We start from the raw sequence: 18,477 nt of genomic DNA, 5'->3' as shown, positions 1-18,477 counted from the left end.
TTCCGACGGCCTCGCGACCGGCGCACTGTGCTGTCCAAATTCTGGACCGAACGGTCATTATCAACTAGGGGGATTCGATGGCACAGGGGGTTTCGACACCCGCACGGGTGGACTCGCCGGTTTCTCGGCCCGCGCCCGCCCGCACCACCGCGCGGGCGCCTTCGCGGCCGGCTCCGTCGGCCCCGTCGCCGGCGTCACCGCGGTCGGGGTTCGCCCTGCTCGGTGCCGTGCAGGCGACGCTGATCTTCACGATCATGATCCTCTCCGTCCCGCTGCCCCTGGTGGGCCGGGAGTTCGGCCTCGGCCCGTCCGGCATCCTGCTGCTCAGCGCCGCGTACGGACTCTCCTTCAGCTCCCTGCTGCTGCTCGGCGGCAGGCTCGCCGACCGGCACGGCGGCCGCCGGATGCTGCGGTTCAGCCTCGTCCTGCTGGCCGTCGCCTCGGTGGCCGGCGCGCTCGCCCCCACCTTCGCCGTCCTGCTGGTGACGCGCTTCGCCCAGGGCGTCGGCGCCGCACTCGCCGCTCCGGCGGCGGTCGCGGTGGTGCGGTCGCTCTTCCCCCGGTCCGCCGACTACGGCCGGGCGATGGCCACCTGGGGCGGCCTCTCGGCGCTCGGTGCCACCGGTGGCAGCCTGCTCTCCGGGGTGGTCGCCGCCTGGGTCTCCTGGCGCTGGATGTTCGCCGTGCCGGTCCTGGTGGCGGTGGCCGGGCTCGTCCTCTCCGGTCGCCTGCTCCCTGCTGCCGAGCCGGCCCCCGGCGCACCCCCGGCGCTCGACCTGCGGGGTGCGGCGCTCGCCACCGCCGGTGTCTCCGCGGTCAGTTACGGCCTGGTCGGGTCCGGGGAGCACACTTGGGGCGAACCCGTGGTGCTCCTTCCGCTGGTGCTCGGCGCCGCCCTGCTGCTCGCCTTCGCCGCCGCCGAACGGCGCACCGCCGACCCGCTGCTGCCGCCCGGCTTCCTCGCCGACCGCCGCCGGGCCGCCGCCCTGGTCGCCGTCATGGCGACCGCCGCGGGCACCGCGCTGGTCTTCCTGATCCTCCCGCTCTACCTCCAACAGGTCCGCGGCTGGGGCGTGCTGGCCACCTCGGCGGCCTTCCTCCCGTACGCGGCGGTCCTGCTGGCCGCCGGCCGGCTGGCCGGGCCGCTGATCGCCCGCCACGGACCGGCCGCCGTCACCGCCGGGGGCCTGGCGGTGGCCGCCGGAGGCCTGGCGCTGCTGGCCGGCGTCGGCCCCGCCACTCCCTTCGCCACCGGACTGCTGCCCGGTCTGCTCCTGCTGCCCGCCGGGGCCGGCCCCGCCTTCGCCGGCTCGGCCGTCCTCGCCACCGGGGGCGTCCGGCCCGGGCGCGCCGGTCTCGCCGCGGGCGTCCTGAACACCGCGATGGAGCTGGGCCCCACCGCCGGCGTCGCCGCCCTGATGGCGCTCGCCGCCACCCGTCCCACCGCCGTCGGCGGCTACGCCGCCGCCTTCGCGGCGGCCGCCGCGGGCCTCGCGCTGACCGCCGCGGCGGTCACCCTGCTGGCCCGCTCCCGACCCGCACGACCCCCGTTCACCCACACCGAGGAGTACTCAGCATGACCACGCGCTTCGCCGACAAGTCCGTCCTGGTCACCGGCGGCGGCACCGGCATCGGCCGGGGCATCGCCCTCGCGTTCGCCCGGGAGGGGGCCCGCGTCGCGGTCGCCGGCCGCACCGAGGGCCCGCTGGCCGAGACCGTCCGGCTGATCGAGGAGGAGGGCGGCAAGGCCGTCGCCCTCGTCGGCGACGTCGCGGACGCCGCCGACGCCGCCCGGCTCGTCCGGGAGACCGTCGCCCGGCTCGGCGCCCTGGACATCGCCGTCAACAACGCCGGCATCCTGGGTGCGGTGGCACCGATCGCGGACCTCGCCGAGGAGGACTGGCAGCGGGTCGTCGACACCAACCTGACCGGCACCTGGCTCGCCATGAAGCACGAGATCGCCCACATGCGGACCCAGGGCGGCGGGGCCATCGTCAACATCGCCTCCAACCTCGGCGTCCACATGCGGCTCCCGGGCCTCGGCGCCTACGCGGTCACCAAGGCCGCCGTCAGCGCCCTGACCCGCAGCGCGGCCCGCGACCACATAGCCGAGGGCGTGCGGATCAACTCGGTCAGCCCCGGGCCGGTGGAGACCCCGATGTCCAGCCGCCCGGGCGAGAGCGCCGCCGACAAGGCGGACCGGATGAAGTCGGACGTCCCGGTCGGCCGGGCGGGCGCCGTCGAGGAGATCGCCGCCGCCGTCCTCCACCTCGCCTCGCCCGAGTCCGCCTACACCGTCGGCGCCGACCTCGTCCTCGACGGTGGCATCACCGCCTGACACCCGCCCCGCCCTGTTGCTCGCCCCCCGTGAACGGCCGACCGGTTACCGGTCGGCCGTTCACGTCCGTCCGGCCCCGCCCGGTGTGCCGTCCTAGGCGGACAGGGCTTCGCCGTCGTGCGGGAGGGCGCAGGCGGCGGCCAGGTCGTCGAGGGAGAGGTCGAGCGCGTAGGCCAGTGCCACGACCGTGAAGAAGGCCGGCGTGGGGGCACGGCCGGTCTCGATCTTGCGGAGGGTCTCCGAGGAGATCCCCGCCACCGCCGCGATCTCGACCATGCTGCGCGTGCCGCGGGCCGCGCGCAGCAGGGCGCCGAAGCGCTCGCCGCGTTCGCGTTCCCAGGGGGTCAGCGGAGTCCTCACCATGCGCCGATCCTAGACCCGACTGGACCGTGATAGATATACCGGTATAAGAATTGGGTAGAGATGCGGGAGGGCACGGCCATGGTGGAACTCAAGAACGACACGGCGCTGGCGGCGATGCGGGAGGCCGGGCGGGTGGTCGGCGAGGCGCTGGCCGCCGTCGAGCGGGCGGCCGCGGTGGGGGTGAGCCTGCTGGAGCTGGACGAGGTGGCCCGCGGGGTGCTGAGCGGGGCGGGCGCGGTGTCGCCGTTCCTCGGGTACCGGCCGTCCTTCGCGCCGGTGCCGTTCCCGGCGGTGATCTGCGCCTCCGTCAACGACGCCGTGGTGCACGGCATCCCGGACGGCTACCGGCTGCGCGACGGTGACCTGGTCAGCATCGACTGTGGGGCGGTGCTGGACGGCTGGGCGGGCGACGCCGCCGTCAGCTTCGTCGTCGGGACGCCCCGCACGGAGGACGCCGCGCTGATCGACGCCACCCGGCGGGCGCTCGAAGCCGGGATCGCCGCTGCCGTGGTCGGCAACCGGACCGGTGACATCGGGCACGCGATCGCCGCGGTCGCGCGGCGGGCCCGCCGGGGGGTGCCGGAGGGGTTCGGCGGGCACGGCATCGGGCGCCGGATGCACGAGGAGCCGTCGGTGCCCAACGAGGGCCGCCAGGGCCGGGGTTACCCGCTCAAGCCGGGGCTGGTGCTCGCCATCGAACCGATGCTGACCGGCGGCGGCCGGTCCGACTACCTGACCGACGAGGACGGCTGGACCCTGCGGACCACCGACGGCAGCCGGGCCGCGCACTTCGAGCACACCGTGGCGATCACCGAGGAGGGACCGCGCATCCTGACCCTGCCGTAGCACCCTCCCGGGGCCGTCGTCGCCACGCCCCGCTCAGCCGAGCAGCCGTAGGCGGGTCGCGGCCACACCGAGCCGGATGCTCTGCCCCCAGGTCAGCTCCAGCGCGTCCGTCTCGATGCCGTCGCCGAAGGCGACCAGCCGGTCCGACTCGACGGTCAGCACCAGCTGCCGGCCGCCGTCGAGCACCCCGTGCACCCGGCTGGTGCCGGTGGCGGGGGAGGGCCAGGCCTCCCGGACGAACCAGGCCAGCGCGGGCGCGGCGGCCTCCGGCAGGGTCAGCGGGCCGCCGCGCTCCAGCCAGGCGGAGCGGCACCAGCCGGTGGCGCCCGTACCGGTGCCGACCAGCACGCCCGAGGAGGCCTGCGGCTCGGGCGGGGCGGACCGCGGGCGGTCGGCCGTGCTCGACGGGACGGACCGGCTCGAACTCCGGCCGGTCGTATCCCGGCCCCCGCCTCCGCCCGGCTGGCCCTCGCCCGGCCCACCCCCGCCCGGCTCGCCCTCGACCGCCAGCCGGTACCGCGCCGTCTGGTGCCCGGGCTGTCCGACGTACACCTCGTTGAGGGCCAGCAGCCGCTGGGTGTCGTCCGCGACCGCCTCGACCATGGTGCGCTCCTCCAGGTGCCGGGCGCCCGAGCGGGCGACGGCGGCCGGCAGCAGGGCGGGCAGCGCGTCGGCGCGGTGGCGGACCAGGACGCCGGGGTTGCGGCCGGGGTCGGCGTCCACGCCGATCACCGGCTGGCCGTCCAGGTACTTGGCGACGTTGGCGACCAGCCCGTCCTGGCCGACCACGACCACCACGTCCTCGGGCTCGAACAGGAAGCGCGGCAGGTCCGCCCGCTCGACCCGGCTGCGCCGCCACTCCAGCGGCACCGCGGCCGCCGCCCGTGCGAGCGCGTCGGCCTGCCGGCGGTGGCGCTCCTCGGCCTCGGCCATCGACCGGCCGCGGGCGGCCAGGAAGAACGAGGCCTGGCCGGGTGTGCCGTGGTGGGCCAGGAGCTCCTCGTACTCGGTGCGGCGGTGCACCAGGACGGCCCGGGGGGCGAGGGTCACTGGTCGCCCGCGCTCTGGGAGAGCCGGCTGAGCAGCCCGGTGAGCAGGTCCGGTGTGACGGTCATGTTCTCGATCCGGGGCAGGTGCTCGGCCAGCCGCATCAGGGCGAGTGCCCGCAGCACGGCCGGGTCGGCCTGCTGGTGGGCGGTGAGCCAGGCGGCCTCGGCGGCGGCCCGGGCCTCGCCCAGCGCCCGGGCGGCGTCCGCCTCGGCGGTGGCGAGCCTGGTCCGGCGCTCCGCCTCGGCCTCGGCGCGGACCCGGTCGGCGACCGCCTCGTCCTCGGCCTGGAGGCGCCGGTTCGCGCCCTGCTGGGTCAGCAACTGCTTCTCCCGCCGGGCCAGTTCGATTCGGTTGGCCAGCTCGTTCTCGGCGATGCCGCGCTCGTGCTCGACGGCGACCGCGCGCCGTTCGAAGGTGGCCCGGTCGGCCTCCTGCTGGACGAGTTCACGGGCGGGGGTGCGCAGCGCGCGCTCCACCTCGGGCTCGGGGCGCAGCGCGACCACCCGGACGGCGATCACGGCGAGCCCGGTCTCGGTGATCCGCGGTTCGGCGGCGAGCCCCTCGGCCATCCGGTCGCGGACGGCGCTGACGCCGTCGGCCAGCGCGGCCGCGAGCGGGGTGCGGGCGAGCAGGCCGAGCGCGTGCTGCTGGGCGGTCTCGGTGAGCAGGGTGGCGAGCTGGTCGAGCGGGGCGGCGCGCCAGGCGCCGCTGTCGGGGTCGAGGCCGAAGTCGACGCGGGCGGCGGCGACGGCGGGTTCGGTGATCCGGTAGGTGAGGGTGGCCTGGACGGTGACGTCCTGGAAGTCGGAGGTCCGGGCGTGGAACAGCATGGCCAGCTCGCGGTCGTCCACCGGTACCTCGGAGAGGGCGGCGGTGAGCGGCCGGAACCAGAACGCCAGGCCCGGGCCGTCGTGGACGACCTTGCCGCGGTTCAGGTGCCGGATGTGGGCGGTGGGGACGGCGCGCAGGTGGCGCAGTCCGAAGCGCTTGGTGATGTCGGCCATGGGAGGTTCCTTTCCCCTTTTCGTCATTCCGACGATATTCGGCGGCGGTTGATCTCGTCAAGATGACGAAAAGAAGGGAAGGCGCCTGGCCCGACTGTCGTGGGAGGATCGCCGGGTGCTGAGGACGCGAACGAAAACGCGGCGGGGTCCGGGCCGGGGGGCGGCCCGCGCCGCGGCGGCGCTGCTCGCGACCGCCCTGGTGACCGCCGCCGCCCTCGGGACCGCCGTGGTCGCCGCACCGCCCGCCCGCGCGGCCGACCGGCCCGGGCAGGCGTTCACCATCTCCGACCCGCGCATCACCGAGTCCAGCGGCCTCGCCGCCAGCCACGGCCACCCCGGCGTCTACTGGACGCACAACGACAGCGACGACGGCCCCTACGTCTACGCGGTGGACTCGCAGGGGCGCACCGTCGCCACCGTCACGCTGCGCGGCATCGAGCCGCGTGACGTGGAGGCGATCTCGATCGGCCCGGACGGCCGGATCTACGTCGGGGACATCGGCGACAACCTCGGCGGCAAATGGCCCGAGGTCTGGATCTACGCCTTCGCCGAGCCCGCCGAACTGCGCGACCAGACCGTGGAGACGGTCCGCTACCGGGTGCGCTACGAGGACGGCCCGCGCGACGCCGAGGCGCTGATGGTCCATCCGGTCACCGGCCGGGCCTACATCGCCAGCAAGAAGCAGGGCGGCGGCGGCCTCTACCAGGGGCCCGAGAAGCTCTCCACCGCCGGGGTGAACACCTTCCGGAGGATGGTCGACGTCCCCTGGATCACCGACGGGGCGTTCTCCCCGGACGGCACCCGGCTCGTCCTGCGCGGCTACTTCGACGCCACCCTCTACCGCTGGAAGGACGGCGCGCCCGTCAAGCTCGGCCCGCTCTCCACGCCCTTCCAGCGCCAGGGCGAGTCGGTCACCTTCACGCCGGACGGCCGGGCGCTGCTCTACGGCACCGAGGGCAAGGACAGTCCGGTCTGGCGCTCGCCGCTCGACGACGACCAACTCCCGGACACCGTCCAGCCGCTGCCCTCGGCCGCGCCCTCCTCCGGTGCGGCCGCGCCGCCGTCCGGGTCGGCGGCCGCGGGCGGGGCCGACGGGTCGTCGTCCTCGTCCTCCTCGTCCTCCCCGTCCGAGGGGCCGTCGGACCGGACGCTCGGCGTCCTGTTCCTCCTCGCCGTGGTGGGGGCCGTGTTCGGCCTGCGGAAGAAGCGCCGCGGCGGCTGACGGGCGGAGCCGGCGGGTGTGTCCCGGTCCGGGTCCGGGCCCCGGGTGCGGCCGGCGAGACGGAACCACCGTGGACGAACGGTCCTTCGGGTTTCGGGGCGCCGCCGGGGCCGGGTGGCCGACCGGCCCCGACGGGGTGAATCTGTCGCCGATTTGTGACAAAGCTTGGCCAACACCCGTCCCATGCAGGGTTTTCGTGGACGTAGTGTTCCGCCTATGTCACGGAAGAGTCGCCGTATCTCCTCCCCCGACCCGGGCGACACCTGGGTCCCGCGCACCCGGCGCCGCGAGAGTCCGCTCGCCATGGCGGGTCACGCGGTGAAGTTCCTCGGCTACAGCACGCTGGCCGGCGTCCTGCTGGCGGGCGTGGCCCTGCCGGCGGCCGGCGCGCTCGGGCTGACCGCCAAGAACACCGCGGACAACTTCGACAGCATCCCGGACGACTTCAAGACCCCGCCGCTCAGCCAGGCTTCGCAGATCTTCGACGCGAAGGGTGGCCTGATCGCCAAGGTGTACGAGCGCGACCGCACCGTCATACCCGCCGACCAGATGTCACCGCTGATACGGCAGGCCCAGGTGGACATCGAGGACGCGCGCTTCTACGAGCACGGCGCGGTCGACCTCAAGGGTGTGCTCCGGGCCGCCACCAAGAACGCCGAGAGCGGCACCACCGTCCAGGGCGCCTCGACGCTGACCCAGCAGTACGTGAAGAACGTCAACGTCGAGAAGGCCGGCGACGATCAGGCCGCCGTCCTGGAGGCCCAGCGCAAGACCCTCGGCCGCAAGATCCAGGAACTCAAGTACGCCATCAAGCTGGAGGAGGACCTGACCAAGGACCAGATCCTCACCAACTACCTGAACATCACCTTCTACGGCCACCAGGCGTACGGCATCCAGGCGGCCTCGCAGCGGTACTTCAGCAAGGACGCCAAGGACCTCACCGTCCCCGAGGCCGCGATGCTCGCGGGTCTGGTGCAGAACCCGTCCCAGTACGACCCCAAGCTGCACCCCGTCGCCGCCCAGAAGCGCCGCGACACCGTCATCGACAAGATGGTGGAGAACAAGCACCTCACCGCCGCGCAGGCCCGGGACGCCAAGGCGACCCCGCTGGGGCTGAAGTACAAGGACCCGCAGAACGGCTGCATCACCGCCAACGCCGGGATGGGCTTCTTCTGCGACTACGTCCGGCACGTGGTCAAGCAGGACCCGGTGTTCGGCAAGAGCGCCGCCGAGCGCAAGAAGCTGTGGGACCAGGGCGGCCTGAACATCTTCACCACCCTCGACCCGGACAAGCAGGCCGCCGCCCAGAACGCCGTCACCAAGAAGGTCTACGTGACGGACCCGGTCTCGGCGGCGATCACCATGGTCGAACCGGGCAGCGGCAAGATCCTGGCGATGGCCCAGACCCGCCCCTACGGCCTGGACCCGGACAAGAACCAGACCGTCGTCAACTACAACGCGGACGCGGGGATGGGCGGCGGCAACGGCTTCCAGCCGGGCTCCAACTTCAAGCCGATCGTCGCCGCCGCGGCGCTGGAGGCCGGCCTGCCGGCCACCCAGATCTACCCGGCGCCGAACCGGATGGACTGGCCGACGATGAAGACCTGCGACGGCACCTGGAAGAACCTGGAGAAGGGCAAGAAGGGCGGATCGATCCCCAACGAGTCCGAGAAGGAGTCCGGCCCGTACGACCTGAAGCAGGCGATGGCGCTCTCGGTCAACACCTACTTCGTCCAGATGGAGCAGGAGATCGGCCTCTGCGCGGTCAAGCAGATGGCCAACAAGCTGGGCGTGGCGACCAAGGCCAGCGGCGATCCGCTCCAGGAACTGCCCGCGCTGGGGCTCGGCACCCAGGAGGTGAGCCCGCTGGTGATGGCCAACGTCTACGCGACCTTCGCCGCCGAGGGCACCTACTGCGCGCCGCTCGCGATCAACCGGATCACCACGGTGGACGGCAAGGACGTCCCGGTCGTCCCCGCCAAGTGCGAGCGGGTGATGTCCGAGGACACCGCCGACGTCATCAACACCGTGCTGCTCGGGGTGACGGAGAAGGGCACCGCGCGCGAGCTCGGGCTGGACGGCGACCGGCAGATCGCGGGCAAGACCGGTACCACCGACGAGAAGAAGTCGGCCTGGTTCAGCGGCTACACCGCCAACCTGGCGGCCTCGGTCTGGCTCGGCGGCCCGGCCAAGGGCGTGCCGATGAAGAACATCCGGATCGGGGGCAAGTACTACCAGGAGATCTTCGGAGCCACCGGCCCGGGCCCGATCTGGCAGCTGGCGATGAACCAGGCGCTGAAGGGCATGCCGCGGGACACCTTCGACACCGTGTACATCCCGGACCCGCCCAAGCGTGATCCGAACCCGAGCGGGAGCCCGAGCGGCTCCGGCACGGCCTCGCCGGGCACCGCCCCGACCGGTGCGGGCGCGCCCGGCGGCCGGACGGCGGACCCGGGGCGGACGGCGGACCCGGGGCGGCCGCGCTCGACCCAGCCGACCCAGCCCGCCGAGCAGCACACCGACCAGCAGACCGAGCAGCACACCGAGCAGACCGGCCGGGGCGACGCCGACCGGCCGGACGGCTCGCAGAACGACGGCTGACCGGACCGGCCGACGGCGGTGCCCCGGACCGCCCTACGGTCCGGGGCACCGCCGGGTTCGGGGGCGGTCGGTCAGTGGACGCCGTTCGCGGCCCAGAAGTCCTGCCGGGCCAGCACGCTGGTGTCGGTCTGGTCGGTGAAGAAGCCGTCCACGCCCAGCTCGTAGAGGTGGCGCGCCCACCCGATGGCGTCGCCGTAGGCGTTCGGGTCGGTGCCGCGGCGGTAGTCCAGCGGGAGGAAGGCGTTCTCGTTGCGGACGGTGTACGGGTGCAGCAGCAGGTTGGCCGCGTGCGCGTCGCGGACCAGCGTGGTCGGCGGCAGGAGCTTGCCGCTCTCGTCCACCGGTGCGATCAGCTGGGTGGTCGGGCCGATGCCGTGGGCGAAGCCGGCCATCCAGCGCAGCCCCGCCGGGGTCACCAGGTCGGCCACCGTGCGCCGGTCCCCGGACAGCACGAAGTCGTACGGCTGGGTGGCCGCGGCGCCCAGCAGCTGGATCCGCGGGTTGTCGACCAGCTTGGCCAGCCGCTGAAGGCTGCTCGGCTCGAAGGACTGCAGGATCGCCCGCCCGCGCCGGCCGGCCAGGCCCGCGCGGCGCAGCTCGTCGGCGAGCCGCTCCTCCAGGGGCAGACCGATCGAGCGGAAGTAGCTCGGGTGCTTGGTCTCCGGGTAGAGCCAGACCTCGCGGCCGAGCTCGCGTCCGCGCTTCCTGGCGAAGTCCGCCAGCTCGCGGAAGGTGAGCACCGGCCACCGGCCGTCGTACAGGGTGTTGCGCTGGCGCTGCTGCGGGAGGCGCTCCTTGGCGCGCAGGGTGCGCAGCTCGGCGAGCGTGAAGTCCTCGGTGAACCAGCCGGTCTGCGGCAGGCCGTCGATGGTCTTGGTGGTCTTCCGGCCCGCGAACTCGGGGTGGTCGGCGACGTCCGTCGTCTCCACGATGTTGTTCTCGTGCCGGATCACCAGGTGGCCGTCCTTGGTGGGGACGAGGTCCGGCTCGATGACGTCCGCACCGAGCTCCAGGGCGAGCTCGTAGGAGCCGAGGGTCTCCTCGGGGCGGTAGCCGGGCGCGCCGCGGTGGCCGATGACCAGCGGGTGCGGCAGCCGGTCCAGGCCGGTACCGGTGCGGACCGGGGAGCGGGTGCCGGCCGCCGCCCCGGCGTCCGCGCGCCCCTCGGCGGCGTCCGGCTGCTCGTCGGCCGGGGCCGCGAACGCCTCGCCCGCGGTCGCCGCGAACGCGGCCGCACCGAGGCCTGCGGCACCGGTCGCACGCAGGAACCGGCGGCGCGAGGAGGCCGTGCCGGGTGCGGAGGAATCTGTCGAGCTGCTGCCGTCGAGCGGACGGTTCGTCATTGAAACTCCTGGCTCGCACTGGGGGCGGGACGCTGATGGTCGTCGCCCGCAGACTAGGAGCAGCGGCGCCCGGCCGGGTGGCGTTCGGGCGAACTGCGGGCGAAGATCCGCCGTGCACCCGTCAGGAACGCACCCGAGGCGCACCCGGTGCGGGCCGGGTGCGCCTCGGACGGAGCGGGGGCCGAGTCAGCCGTTGACCTGGCAGAGGGCGTAGGACTTCTCCGCGTGCAGCATCGACTCGAGTTCCGGGTAGCCCTGGGTGCGGTAGCTGTAGTACGCGACGGTGTACTCGACGTCACACCGGTTGGCGGCGGACAGCTGGCTGTCGGGCTGGTCGGCCACCGTCAGCGGACCGTGGGCCGAGAGGTCGACGCCGGCGGCCTGGGCGGCCCCGGCCCCGCCGGCCAGAACGGCGGCGACGGCGAGCGCGGCGACTGCGAGCGGGCGGGACAGGCGGTTCATCAACTGAGTGTCCTTCCAGAGGAGTCGGTGTGCCCCGATTCTGCTCCGGAGGGTGATCACGGTCCTATCCCAGAACGGTGGGGGGAGCGCCCGGCTCCCCCCGCCTCCCGCCCCTCAGTCCTTGTTCAGAGCTCGGCGAGCAGCTTCCGGCCGTCCGGCCAGTCACCGAGCCCGGAGTCGGCGTTGAGATGTCCGTGGGCGCCGGGCTCCACGTACCGGGCGCCCCACGCCTCGGCGAAGGCGCGGGCACGCTCCGGCGTGACCCAGGGGTCGTCGGTGCTGGAGACCACCAGCGAGGGGAAGGGCAGGCGCTCCAGGGTCACCGGGCGGAAGCCCGCGAGCGCCGGGACGTCGGCGTTGTCGATGTCGGCGGGTGCGACCAGCAACGCACCCCGGACGGCGGCGGTCCGTCCGGCGGCGGCCGAGGCCGCCCAGCGGGCCACCGCGACGCACCCGAGGCTGTGTGCCACCAGGACGACCGGCCCGTCGGCTGCCGCGGTGGCGATCGCGGCATCGAGGGCGGCCACCCAGGCGTCCGGCTCCGGGAAGTCCCAGTCCTCCTGCTGGACGCGCCGGAAGGCCGCCGGGTCGGCCTCCTCCCACCGGGTCTGCCAGTGGGCGGGCCCGGAACCCTGGTAGCCGGGCAGGACGAGGTAGCTGGTGCGGTCCGACATCGTGCGGACTCCCTTCGGGGGCTGACCTGGGCACCAGGGAGTCTAGGGGCCGCCCGGGAAGGGGCGCGTAGGCCCTGGCGACGGCGCACACGGCTCGCCCATGGCGCGTGCCACGCATCACGCGCCGGGTGTGCGAGCGGTGTGCCCCGTTGCGTCGGCGCGGCCGGGTGCGGGAGGTTGTTCCCGGCCCGCCCCGGCCGCCACCGGCGCGGGCCAGCACCGTGTCTGACGACCGATCACATGGAGGGATGTCGGCGATGACATCGAAGGTCCTGCTCGTCACCGGTGATGCCGCGGAGTCGCTGGAGGTGTTCTACCCCTACCAGCGGCTGCTGGAGGAGGGCTACGAGGTCGACGTCGCGGCGCCGACGAAGAAGCGGCTCCAGTTCGTGGTCCACGACTTCGTCGACGGCTACGACACCTACACGGAGAAGCCCGGCTACACCTGGCCCGCCGACCTCGCCGTCGCGGACGTGGACCCGGCCGAGTACGTCGCCCTGGTCATCCCCGGCGGCCGTGCCCCCGAGTACCTGCGGAACAACGCCGACGTGCAGCGGATCGTCCGGCACTTCTTCGACGCCGACAAGCCGGTGGCGCAGATCTGCCACGGCCCGCTGATCACGGCGGCCGCCGGCGTGCTCTCCGGCCGCCGCAGCGCCGCCTACCCGGCCCTGGAGCCCGACGTGGCCGCCGCGGGCGCCGAGTACGTCGACGGCGAGTCGGTCGTCGACGGCGTGGTCGTCTCGGCCCGCGCCTGGCCCGACCACCCCGCCTGGATCCGCGCCTTCATCGAGGTCCTCCGGGTCAAGGCCCCGCTGGCCTGACCCTGACGGGCCCGGGGGCACCCCTCCGCCCTGGGGCGGAGGGGTGCCCCCGGGTCCGTCAGGGTCCCGGTCCGCCGGTGGGTGGAGCGACACGCCGACGGAAGATCGGACCAGCGGTGGAGAGGCTCGGGACCTGGGTCGGACGTGTACGTCGCCCCCCGCTGTCAGAGTGTCAGTCGACAGGACCGGGGCGGACGTTGTGGAAAGTCCGCCCGTTCGGACACCGGAGGGCGGCGGCATGACGGGAACGACGAGGGATCGGGCGGGCCGGGCGGAGTGGACGGGCCCGGAAGGCGGGCGGGACCGGGGGCGGCGACGGCGGGGGCTGGCCGTACGGGCGGTGGCGGTCGCGCTGGCCGGCGCCGGTCTGGTGGGTGCCCTCGCCCCCGTCGCGGGTGCCCAGGGCGCCGCGCCCGGGTCCGGCCGGCCGGTGGCCGACGGCGGCGCCGACCGGGTCGACCGGGCGGCGCTGGACGCGGCCGTGCGCGGGCCGGTGGCCCAGGGCGGCGCCTCCGCCGCACTGGGGCTGGTCGCCGAGCGCGGGCGCACGGTCTGGAAGGGCGCGGCCGGGACGGCCGACTTCGCCACCGGCGCCCCGGCCACCGCCGACGGCCGGTTCCGGATCGGCAGCGTCACCAAGACCTTCGTGGCGACGGTGGTCCTGCAGCTCGTGGCGGAGCACCGGGTCGGCCTGGACGACCCGGTGGAGAGCCGCCTGCCCGGCGTGGTGCCGAACGGCGGGCAGATCACCGTCCGCCAACTGCTGAACCACACCAGCGGCCTGTTCAACTACACCGAGGACCCGTCCTTCTCCTTCGACGAGGACCCCGCCGCCCTGCAGCAGTGGCTCGACGTCGGCCGCTGGCGCCCGTACGCGCCGGGGGAGCTCGTCGGCCTCGCCGCCCAGCACCCCCCGTACTTCGCCCCCGGGCAGGGCTGGCACTACTCCAACACCAACTACGTGGTGATCGGGATGCTGATCGAGCGCCTCACCGGCCGCGGCTGGGCCGACGAGGTCCAGCGCCGGATCATCCGCCCGCTCGGCCTGATCGGTACCTCGATGCCGCTCAACTCGCCCTTCGTCCCCGGCCCGCACGCCCAGGGCTACTACAAGCTCGCCTCCGGACCGGCGGACGTCACCCTGCTCGACCCGAGCATGGCCGGTGCGTCGGGGGCCGGGATCTCCACCACCACCGACCTCGCCCGGTTCGTCTCCGCCCTGCTCGGCGGGCGGCTGCTCGCCCCGGCCCAGCTCGCCGAGATGAAGCGGACCACCCCGCAGAGCGGTCCCGCCGAGTACGGCCTCGGCCTCCAGCGGACGTCGACGGCCTGCGGCGAGTACTGGGGCCACAGCGGCGGAATCCCGGGCTACACCACCCTGATGTACGGGGCCCCGGACGGCCGGCGACAGTTCACGGCCTCCGTCAACCCGTACGACCTCTCCGACCTCCCGGCGGCCAACGCCACCGTCGAAGCCCTGGTCGCCACCGCCCTCTGCGACACCCACCCGGCCACCGCGGCCACCCCGCCCACGGCGACCGGCACCCTCGCGGCCACCGGCGTGGTCCGGTGACCTCCCCGGCGCGATCACCGGGGTGCTGGGGGCGGTCCACGACCGGGGTGCCATCATGACCGGCACATGACGGTCGATTGTCGCCAGGAGGACGAGACATGGCAGAGCCGCTGATCGCCGCAGTCGGGGGCCGGGTGCCCGACATCGACCCGACCGCCTTCGTCGCACCCAACGCGGTCGTGGTCGGGTCGGTCACGGTCGGCGCCGGGGCGAGCGTCTGGTACGGCGCGGTGATCCGCGGCGACGCCGAGGCGATCACGGTCGGCGCGGGCAGCAACATCCAGGACAACTGCACGCTGCACGCGGACCTGGGCTTCCCGCTGGTGATCGGCGAGCGGATCTCGGTCGGCCACAACGCCGTCCTGCACGGCTGCGTGATCGAGGACGACGTGCTGGTCGGGATGAACTCCACGGTGCTGAACGGCGCCCGGATCGGGGCCGGTTCGCTGGTCGCGGCCGGGGCCGTGGTCCCGCAGGGCATGGAGGTGCCGGCGGGCTCCCTGGTCGCCGGGGTGCCGGCCAGGATCCGGCGCGAGCTGACCGAGGAGGAGCGGGCGGGCGTCACCTTCAACGGCGAGGGCTACCGCCTCCTGGCCGACGCCCACCGGAAGATCGAGCCGGTGGAGCGTCGGACGGCGTAGGCGGTCGAACGGGGCGAGGCCATCGGGCGGGGGCGCCCCGCCCGGCGCGCCCCCGCCCGGCCGGTCAGGTGCGGGCGCCTGCCTCGGCGGTGGGCAGGGGGTGACCGAGGGCCGGGACCGGTACCGGGGCGGCCGTCCCGGGGCGACGGCGGTCGGTGGCCCAGGCGATCACCGCGATCACCGCACCCGAGGCGGCGAGGCCCGAGCCGACCAGGGTCGGCGACGTCCAGCCGAGCCCGGCGTCCAGGGCCAGGCCGCCGAAGTACGCGCCCTGGGCGTTGGCCAGGTTGAACGCGCCCTGCACGGTCGCCGAGGCGAGGGTCGGGGCGTTGCGGGCCTTCTGCAGCACCAGGGTCTGCACGGCCGGGACGATCGCGAAGCCGAAGAGCCCGACCAGCACCACCGTGACGGCGGCCGACCACTCGGTGCGGGCGGTCACCCCGAAGAGCGCCAGGGTGGCGGCGAGCAGCAGGAAGGCGGCGCAGACGGTCGGCCGCAGCGCGCGGTCGGCGGCGATGCCGCCCAGCACGTTGCCGATCGTCATGCCCACCCCGAACAGCGCCAGCACCAGCGTCACCGATCCGGTGGCGTAGCCGGAGACCTCGGTGAGCAGGGGGGTGATGTAGCTGTAGCAGGCGAAGAAGCCCCCGCAGCCGAACACCACCGTGCCGAGGGCCAGCCAGAGCTGTCCGCTGCGGAACGCCCCCAGCTCGTGCCGGAGGCCGGACTGCGCGGGCGTGGGCAGCTGGGGCACCAGCCGCGCGATGGCGACGGTGCCGAGCGCGCCGATCGCGACCACCACCAGCATGGTGGCCCGCCAGCCGAGGTGCTGGCCGAGCAGGGTCGCGGCCGGGACCCCGATGATGTTGGCGACGGTCAGGCCCGAGAACATCACGGCGACCGCCCGGGCCCGCCGGTGCGGGGCGACCAGTTCGGCGGCCGCGACCGCCCCGGCGCCGAAGAACGCCCCGTGCGGCAGCCCGGTGATCAACCGGGCCGCCGCCAGCGACCAGAAGTCCGGCGCGATCGCGCAGAGCAGGTTGCCGGTCGCGAAGAGGCCGGCCAGCGCGACCAGCACGGGCTTGCGAGGCCGTCCGGCGGCGAGCGCGGTGAGCAGCGGTGCGCCGATCACCACGCCGATGGCGTAGGCGGAGATCAGCCACCCCGCCTGGGGGATGGAGACGTGGAGGTTCTCGGCGACCTGGGGCAGCAACCCCATGGCGGCGAATTCGGTGGTGCCGATGGCGAACGCGGTGACGGCCAGGGCGACCAGCGCGAGTGGCAAGGGGGACTCCGGGGTGACGCCCGGGCGGGAGCCGGGCAGGGGGTCCGGCACGGTCGTCGGGCCGGTGCAGACAGGTGACCGGGCGGGGCGACCCGGTGGGGGAGCGGGGCGGCGCGGGGATGACGGGCAATTCGTCTGGGCGAAATCCTAATCCGATCGGATGACCCCACCAGGTGCCGCCCATGGCCGGACGGTGACACATGGGGGTCGCCAGCGGCGCCCCCGCGCGCGAGACTGGGGTCATGTGCCGCAGTATCAAGACGTTGACACCGCCCGTGACGCCGGACGCCTCCGATGAGGACTTCCACGCGGCCGCCCTCCAGTACGTGCGGAAGGTGTCGGGGTTCCGCGCCCCGGCGGCGCACAACCAGGAGGCCTTCGACCGCGCCGTGGAAGCCGTCGCCGAGGCCACCGCCCGATTGCTCGACGAGTTGGAGGTCCGCGGCGCTCCCGCCCGGACCACGGGGGCCGCCGCCTGATCCGACGGCGGGAAGCCGCCGGCCGGCCCGGCGCAGACCTGTAGGGGCAGCATGGGCACCAGGGACAGCTGGGACCAGGTGGACCGAGGAGATCGGCGATGAACCCCGCGAACCGTTACGTACTGACCTTCCCGGGCACGCCCGGCACCCAGGCCCCGCAGGACGTCGTCGTGGTCTCCCGCACCAGTACGACCGGTCCCGGCGGCCACCCCGTCTACGAGGACGCCACCGGCATCGTCCGGGCCGAGATCAGCGACTCGGGCGAGGTCCGGATGCTCGCCAGCGGGGGGCACCAGTCCCCGCACTTCCCGGTGCACGCCGAACCACTGCCGTAGCGGGCAGCCCTCCGCCGCCGGCGCGGCCCACCGGACCGCGCCGGCGGCGGGCCGGGTCACGCCCGGCCGGTTGTCCGCTCGCGGCCTCGGGCAGAATCGGCTCATGACTACAGCGAGTTGGCAGGGCACGGTCGTCGCCGAGAGCGACGACACCACCGTGGTCGAGGGCAACCACTACTTCCCGGCCGAATCCGTGCGCGCGGAGTACCTGCGCCCGTCCGACACCACCACCGTCTGCGGCTGGAAGGGCACCGCCGAGTACTACACGCTGGACATCGGCGGCCAGCTCAATCCCGACGCGGCCTGGTACTACCGCGACCCGCTGCCGGACGCCGAGCACGTCCGCGGCCGGGTGGCCTTCTGGCGCGGGGTGGAGATCACCGAATAGCGCGTACCTCCGCGGTTCACCGGGTAACCGCAGAGCATGGCAATCTTCAGGAGACCGGGACGCTCCCGGCAGCCGGAGCCCGCCCCCGAACAGGTCGCCGAGGAACTGGCGGACCTCGTCGAACAGCTGGAACGGCCCGCCCCCGGCGTCGAGGGCGGGCCCGCCGGGCAACTCGCCGAGTACCGCGCGGAGCGCGACAAGCGCCGGGCCACGGCCCTGCTCGGGTCCGTCTCCCGGCGGCTCGGCAGCGGCGGCCTGGCCGCCGCGAAGGGTGCCGCCTACGGCGGCCGGGCCCTCGCCGACCAGCTGATGCAGGCCGCGCCGCGCATCCCGGTCCGGAGCCTGACCACCCTGCGCGCCCAGCACCCGGACGCGGCCGACCCCGAGCGGCTGGCCGACCTGCTGGTCAGCGGCGCCAGCCGCGCCTCAGGCGCGCTCGGCGCGGGCGTCGGGGCCGCGGCGATGCTGCCCGTGCCACCGGCGATGGCGCTGGAGATCGCCGCCGAGACGCTCGCCGTGGCGGCCGTCGAGATCAAGCTGATCGCCGAACTGCACGAGGTGTACGGCCTCGCGGCCCAGGGCACGGCCACCCAGCGGGCCTCCGCCTACGTGGCGGCCTGGGCCAACCGCCGGGGCATCGACGCGACGCTGCTGGTGAAGCCGGCCGGGTTCGCCGCGATGGCGCTCGGCTCCGAGGTCCGTCAGCAGGTCCGCAAACGGCTCACCCGCAGTACGCTGCGCCGCCTGCCCTCGCTGATCCCCCTGCTGGTGGGGGCAGGCATCGGCGCCACCGTCAACCGGCGTGACACCCGCAAGCTCGCCAAGGAGGTCCGGGAGGACCTCAGGCACCGGCGCAGCACGACGGACCGCGCGTACTGGGCCGCCGCGGCCCCGCCGCTGAGGGGCGAGCGGGGCGAGCCGCGGCCCTGAGCGACTCGCGTCGGGGAACGCCACACGGGGGTGGTGGCGGCGCTGAGGGCTGCCACCCCGTTCGCCGCTCCTCCCCCGGTCGACGACTATCCGCTGCTCGCTACTTCGCGGCGTCGAGG

The 18,477-nt window shown here is 74.4% G+C and carries 20 protein-coding genes; 12 read left to right on the top strand and 8 right to left on the bottom strand.

Annotated features, from left to right (window positions below; genetic code table 11):
* Window positions 1-64: 64 nt before the first annotated feature.
* Entirely contained in the window at window positions 65-256 is a 192-nt protein-coding gene (locus ABZ495_RS31055; protein ID WP_359809873.1) for a hypothetical protein, read from the bottom strand.
* Here ABZ495_RS31055 and ABZ495_RS31050 point away from each other — a divergent pair.
* Window positions 255-1,580 (top strand): MFS transporter, encoded by a 1,326-nt coding sequence (locus ABZ495_RS31050; protein ID WP_359809875.1) that lies wholly within the window; start codon window positions 255-257, stop codon window positions 1,578-1,580. The two genes, ABZ495_RS31055 and ABZ495_RS31050, sit on opposite strands and share 2 nt — an antisense overlap.
* Window positions 1,577-2,338 (top strand): glucose 1-dehydrogenase, encoded by a 762-nt coding sequence (locus tag ABZ495_RS31045; RefSeq protein ID WP_352295348.1) that lies wholly within the window; start codon window positions 1,577-1,579, stop codon window positions 2,336-2,338. Before ABZ495_RS31050 ends, ABZ495_RS31045 begins: the two co-directional genes overlap by 4 nt.
* 93 nt (window positions 2,339-2,431) lie before the next feature.
* On the opposite strand, the gene ABZ495_RS31040 is transcribed toward ABZ495_RS31045, so the two are convergent.
* On the bottom strand, window positions 2,432-2,701 hold the full coding sequence (locus tag ABZ495_RS31040) for a helix-turn-helix transcriptional regulator (RefSeq protein WP_352295350.1): 270 nt from the start codon (window positions 2,699-2,701) through the stop codon (window positions 2,432-2,434).
* Window positions 2,702-2,779: 78 nt separating this feature from the next.
* Here ABZ495_RS31040 and map point away from each other — a divergent pair, with 78 nt between their 5' ends.
* Window positions 2,780-3,547 (top strand): type I methionyl aminopeptidase, encoded by a 768-nt coding sequence (gene map / locus ABZ495_RS31035; protein ID WP_359809906.1) that lies wholly within the window; start codon window positions 2,780-2,782, stop codon window positions 3,545-3,547.
* A gap of 33 nt (window positions 3,548-3,580) precedes the next feature.
* On the opposite strand, the gene ABZ495_RS31030 is transcribed toward map, so the two are convergent.
* Both ABZ495_RS31030 and ABZ495_RS31025 read right to left on the bottom strand, forming a co-directional pair.
* Window positions 3,581-4,597 carry a hypothetical protein gene (locus ABZ495_RS31030; RefSeq protein ID WP_359809877.1) on the bottom strand — a complete coding sequence of 339 codons (1,017 nt, stop codon included), beginning with the start codon at window positions 4,595-4,597 and terminating at the stop codon, window positions 3,581-3,583.
* Window positions 4,594-5,601: an SPFH domain-containing protein gene (locus tag ABZ495_RS31025; protein WP_329485983.1), complete on the bottom strand. Its 1,008-nt coding sequence runs from the start codon at window positions 5,599-5,601 to the stop codon at window positions 4,594-4,596. The genes ABZ495_RS31030 and ABZ495_RS31025 overlap by 4 nt, the downstream gene beginning before the upstream one ends.
* A gap of 226 nt (window positions 5,602-5,827) precedes the next feature.
* On the opposite strand from ABZ495_RS31025, the gene ABZ495_RS31020 reads away from it, so the two are divergent.
* Both ABZ495_RS31020 and ABZ495_RS31015 read left to right on the top strand, forming a co-directional pair.
* Window positions 5,828-6,823 (top strand): hypothetical protein, encoded by a 996-nt coding sequence (locus ABZ495_RS31020; protein ID WP_359839219.1) that lies wholly within the window; start codon window positions 5,828-5,830, stop codon window positions 6,821-6,823.
* A gap of 216 nt (window positions 6,824-7,039) precedes the next feature.
* Window positions 7,040-9,424: a transglycosylase domain-containing protein gene (locus tag ABZ495_RS31015; RefSeq protein WP_359809879.1), complete on the top strand. Its 2,385-nt coding sequence runs from the start codon at window positions 7,040-7,042 to the stop codon at window positions 9,422-9,424.
* Window positions 9,425-9,495: 71 nt separating this feature from the next.
* Here ABZ495_RS31015 and ABZ495_RS31010 read toward each other — a convergent pair whose 3' ends face one another.
* The 3 genes from ABZ495_RS31010 to ABZ495_RS31000 form a co-directional block, all read right to left on the bottom strand.
* Complete coding sequence (locus tag ABZ495_RS31010) at window positions 9,496-10,767, bottom strand: glycerophosphodiester phosphodiesterase (RefSeq protein ID WP_359809881.1); 1,272 nt, start codon at window positions 10,765-10,767, stop codon at window positions 9,496-9,498.
* Between the two features lie 186 nt (window positions 10,768-10,953).
* Entirely contained in the window at window positions 10,954-11,229 is a 276-nt protein-coding gene (locus ABZ495_RS31005; protein WP_352295360.1) for a hypothetical protein, read from the bottom strand.
* Window positions 11,230-11,354: 125 nt separating this feature from the next.
* Entirely contained in the window at window positions 11,355-11,903 is a 549-nt protein-coding gene (locus ABZ495_RS31000) for an alpha/beta fold hydrolase (protein WP_359839195.1), read from the bottom strand.
* A gap of 257 nt (window positions 11,904-12,160) precedes the next feature.
* Between ABZ495_RS31000 and ABZ495_RS30995 the strand changes: the two genes are divergently transcribed.
* The 3 genes from ABZ495_RS30995 (at window position 12,161) to ABZ495_RS30985 (ending at window position 14,941) form a co-directional block, all read left to right on the top strand.
* The gene (locus tag ABZ495_RS30995; RefSeq protein WP_359839193.1) at window positions 12,161-12,727 is read left to right on the top strand and encodes a DJ-1/PfpI family protein; all 567 of its coding nucleotides are present in this window, start codon (window positions 12,161-12,163) and stop codon (window positions 12,725-12,727) included.
* 238 nt (window positions 12,728-12,965) lie between these two features.
* A complete protein-coding gene (locus ABZ495_RS30990; RefSeq protein ID WP_359839191.1) occupies window positions 12,966-14,300 on the top strand; it encodes a serine hydrolase domain-containing protein in 1,335 nt (444 codons plus the stop codon).
* A 98-nt stretch (window positions 14,301-14,398) separates the two neighbouring features.
* Entirely contained in the window at window positions 14,399-14,941 is a 543-nt protein-coding gene (locus ABZ495_RS30985) for a gamma carbonic anhydrase family protein (RefSeq protein ID WP_359809896.1), read from the top strand.
* A gap of 64 nt (window positions 14,942-15,005) precedes the next feature.
* Here the strand turns inward: ABZ495_RS30985 and ABZ495_RS30980 are convergent, their stop codons facing one another.
* Entirely contained in the window at window positions 15,006-16,226 is a 1,221-nt protein-coding gene (locus ABZ495_RS30980; RefSeq protein ID WP_359809898.1) for an MFS transporter, read from the bottom strand.
* Between the two features lie 242 nt (window positions 16,227-16,468).
* On the opposite strand from ABZ495_RS30980, the gene ABZ495_RS30975 reads away from it, so the two are divergent.
* The 4 genes from ABZ495_RS30975 to ABZ495_RS30960 all read left to right on the top strand — a co-directional run bounded on the left by ABZ495_RS30975 (window position 16,469) and on the right by ABZ495_RS30960 (window position 18,358).
* A complete protein-coding gene (locus ABZ495_RS30975) occupies window positions 16,469-16,705 on the top strand; it encodes a DUF2277 domain-containing protein (protein WP_359839189.1) in 237 nt (78 codons plus the stop codon).
* Between the two features lie 98 nt (window positions 16,706-16,803).
* The gene (locus ABZ495_RS30970) at window positions 16,804-17,040 is read left to right on the top strand and encodes a DUF6296 family protein (protein WP_329485972.1); all 237 of its coding nucleotides are present in this window, start codon (window positions 16,804-16,806) and stop codon (window positions 17,038-17,040) included.
* A gap of 103 nt (window positions 17,041-17,143) precedes the next feature.
* Complete coding sequence (locus tag ABZ495_RS30965; protein WP_359809900.1) at window positions 17,144-17,428, top strand: DUF427 domain-containing protein; 285 nt, start codon at window positions 17,144-17,146, stop codon at window positions 17,426-17,428.
* 36 nt (window positions 17,429-17,464) lie between these two features.
* Window positions 17,465-18,358: a hypothetical protein gene (locus ABZ495_RS30960; protein ID WP_359839187.1), complete on the top strand. Its 894-nt coding sequence runs from the start codon at window positions 17,465-17,467 to the stop codon at window positions 18,356-18,358.
* The last annotated feature ends 119 nt before the right edge of the window (window positions 18,359-18,477 follow it).

It is taken from the genome of Kitasatospora sp. NPDC005748 (assembly GCF_040630735.1).
Lineage (GTDB): Bacteria > Actinomycetota > Actinomycetes > Streptomycetales > Streptomycetaceae > Kitasatospora.
The sequence above is the reverse complement of the archived record's forward strand: the minus strand, read 5'-3'. Positions and strand labels throughout refer to the sequence as shown.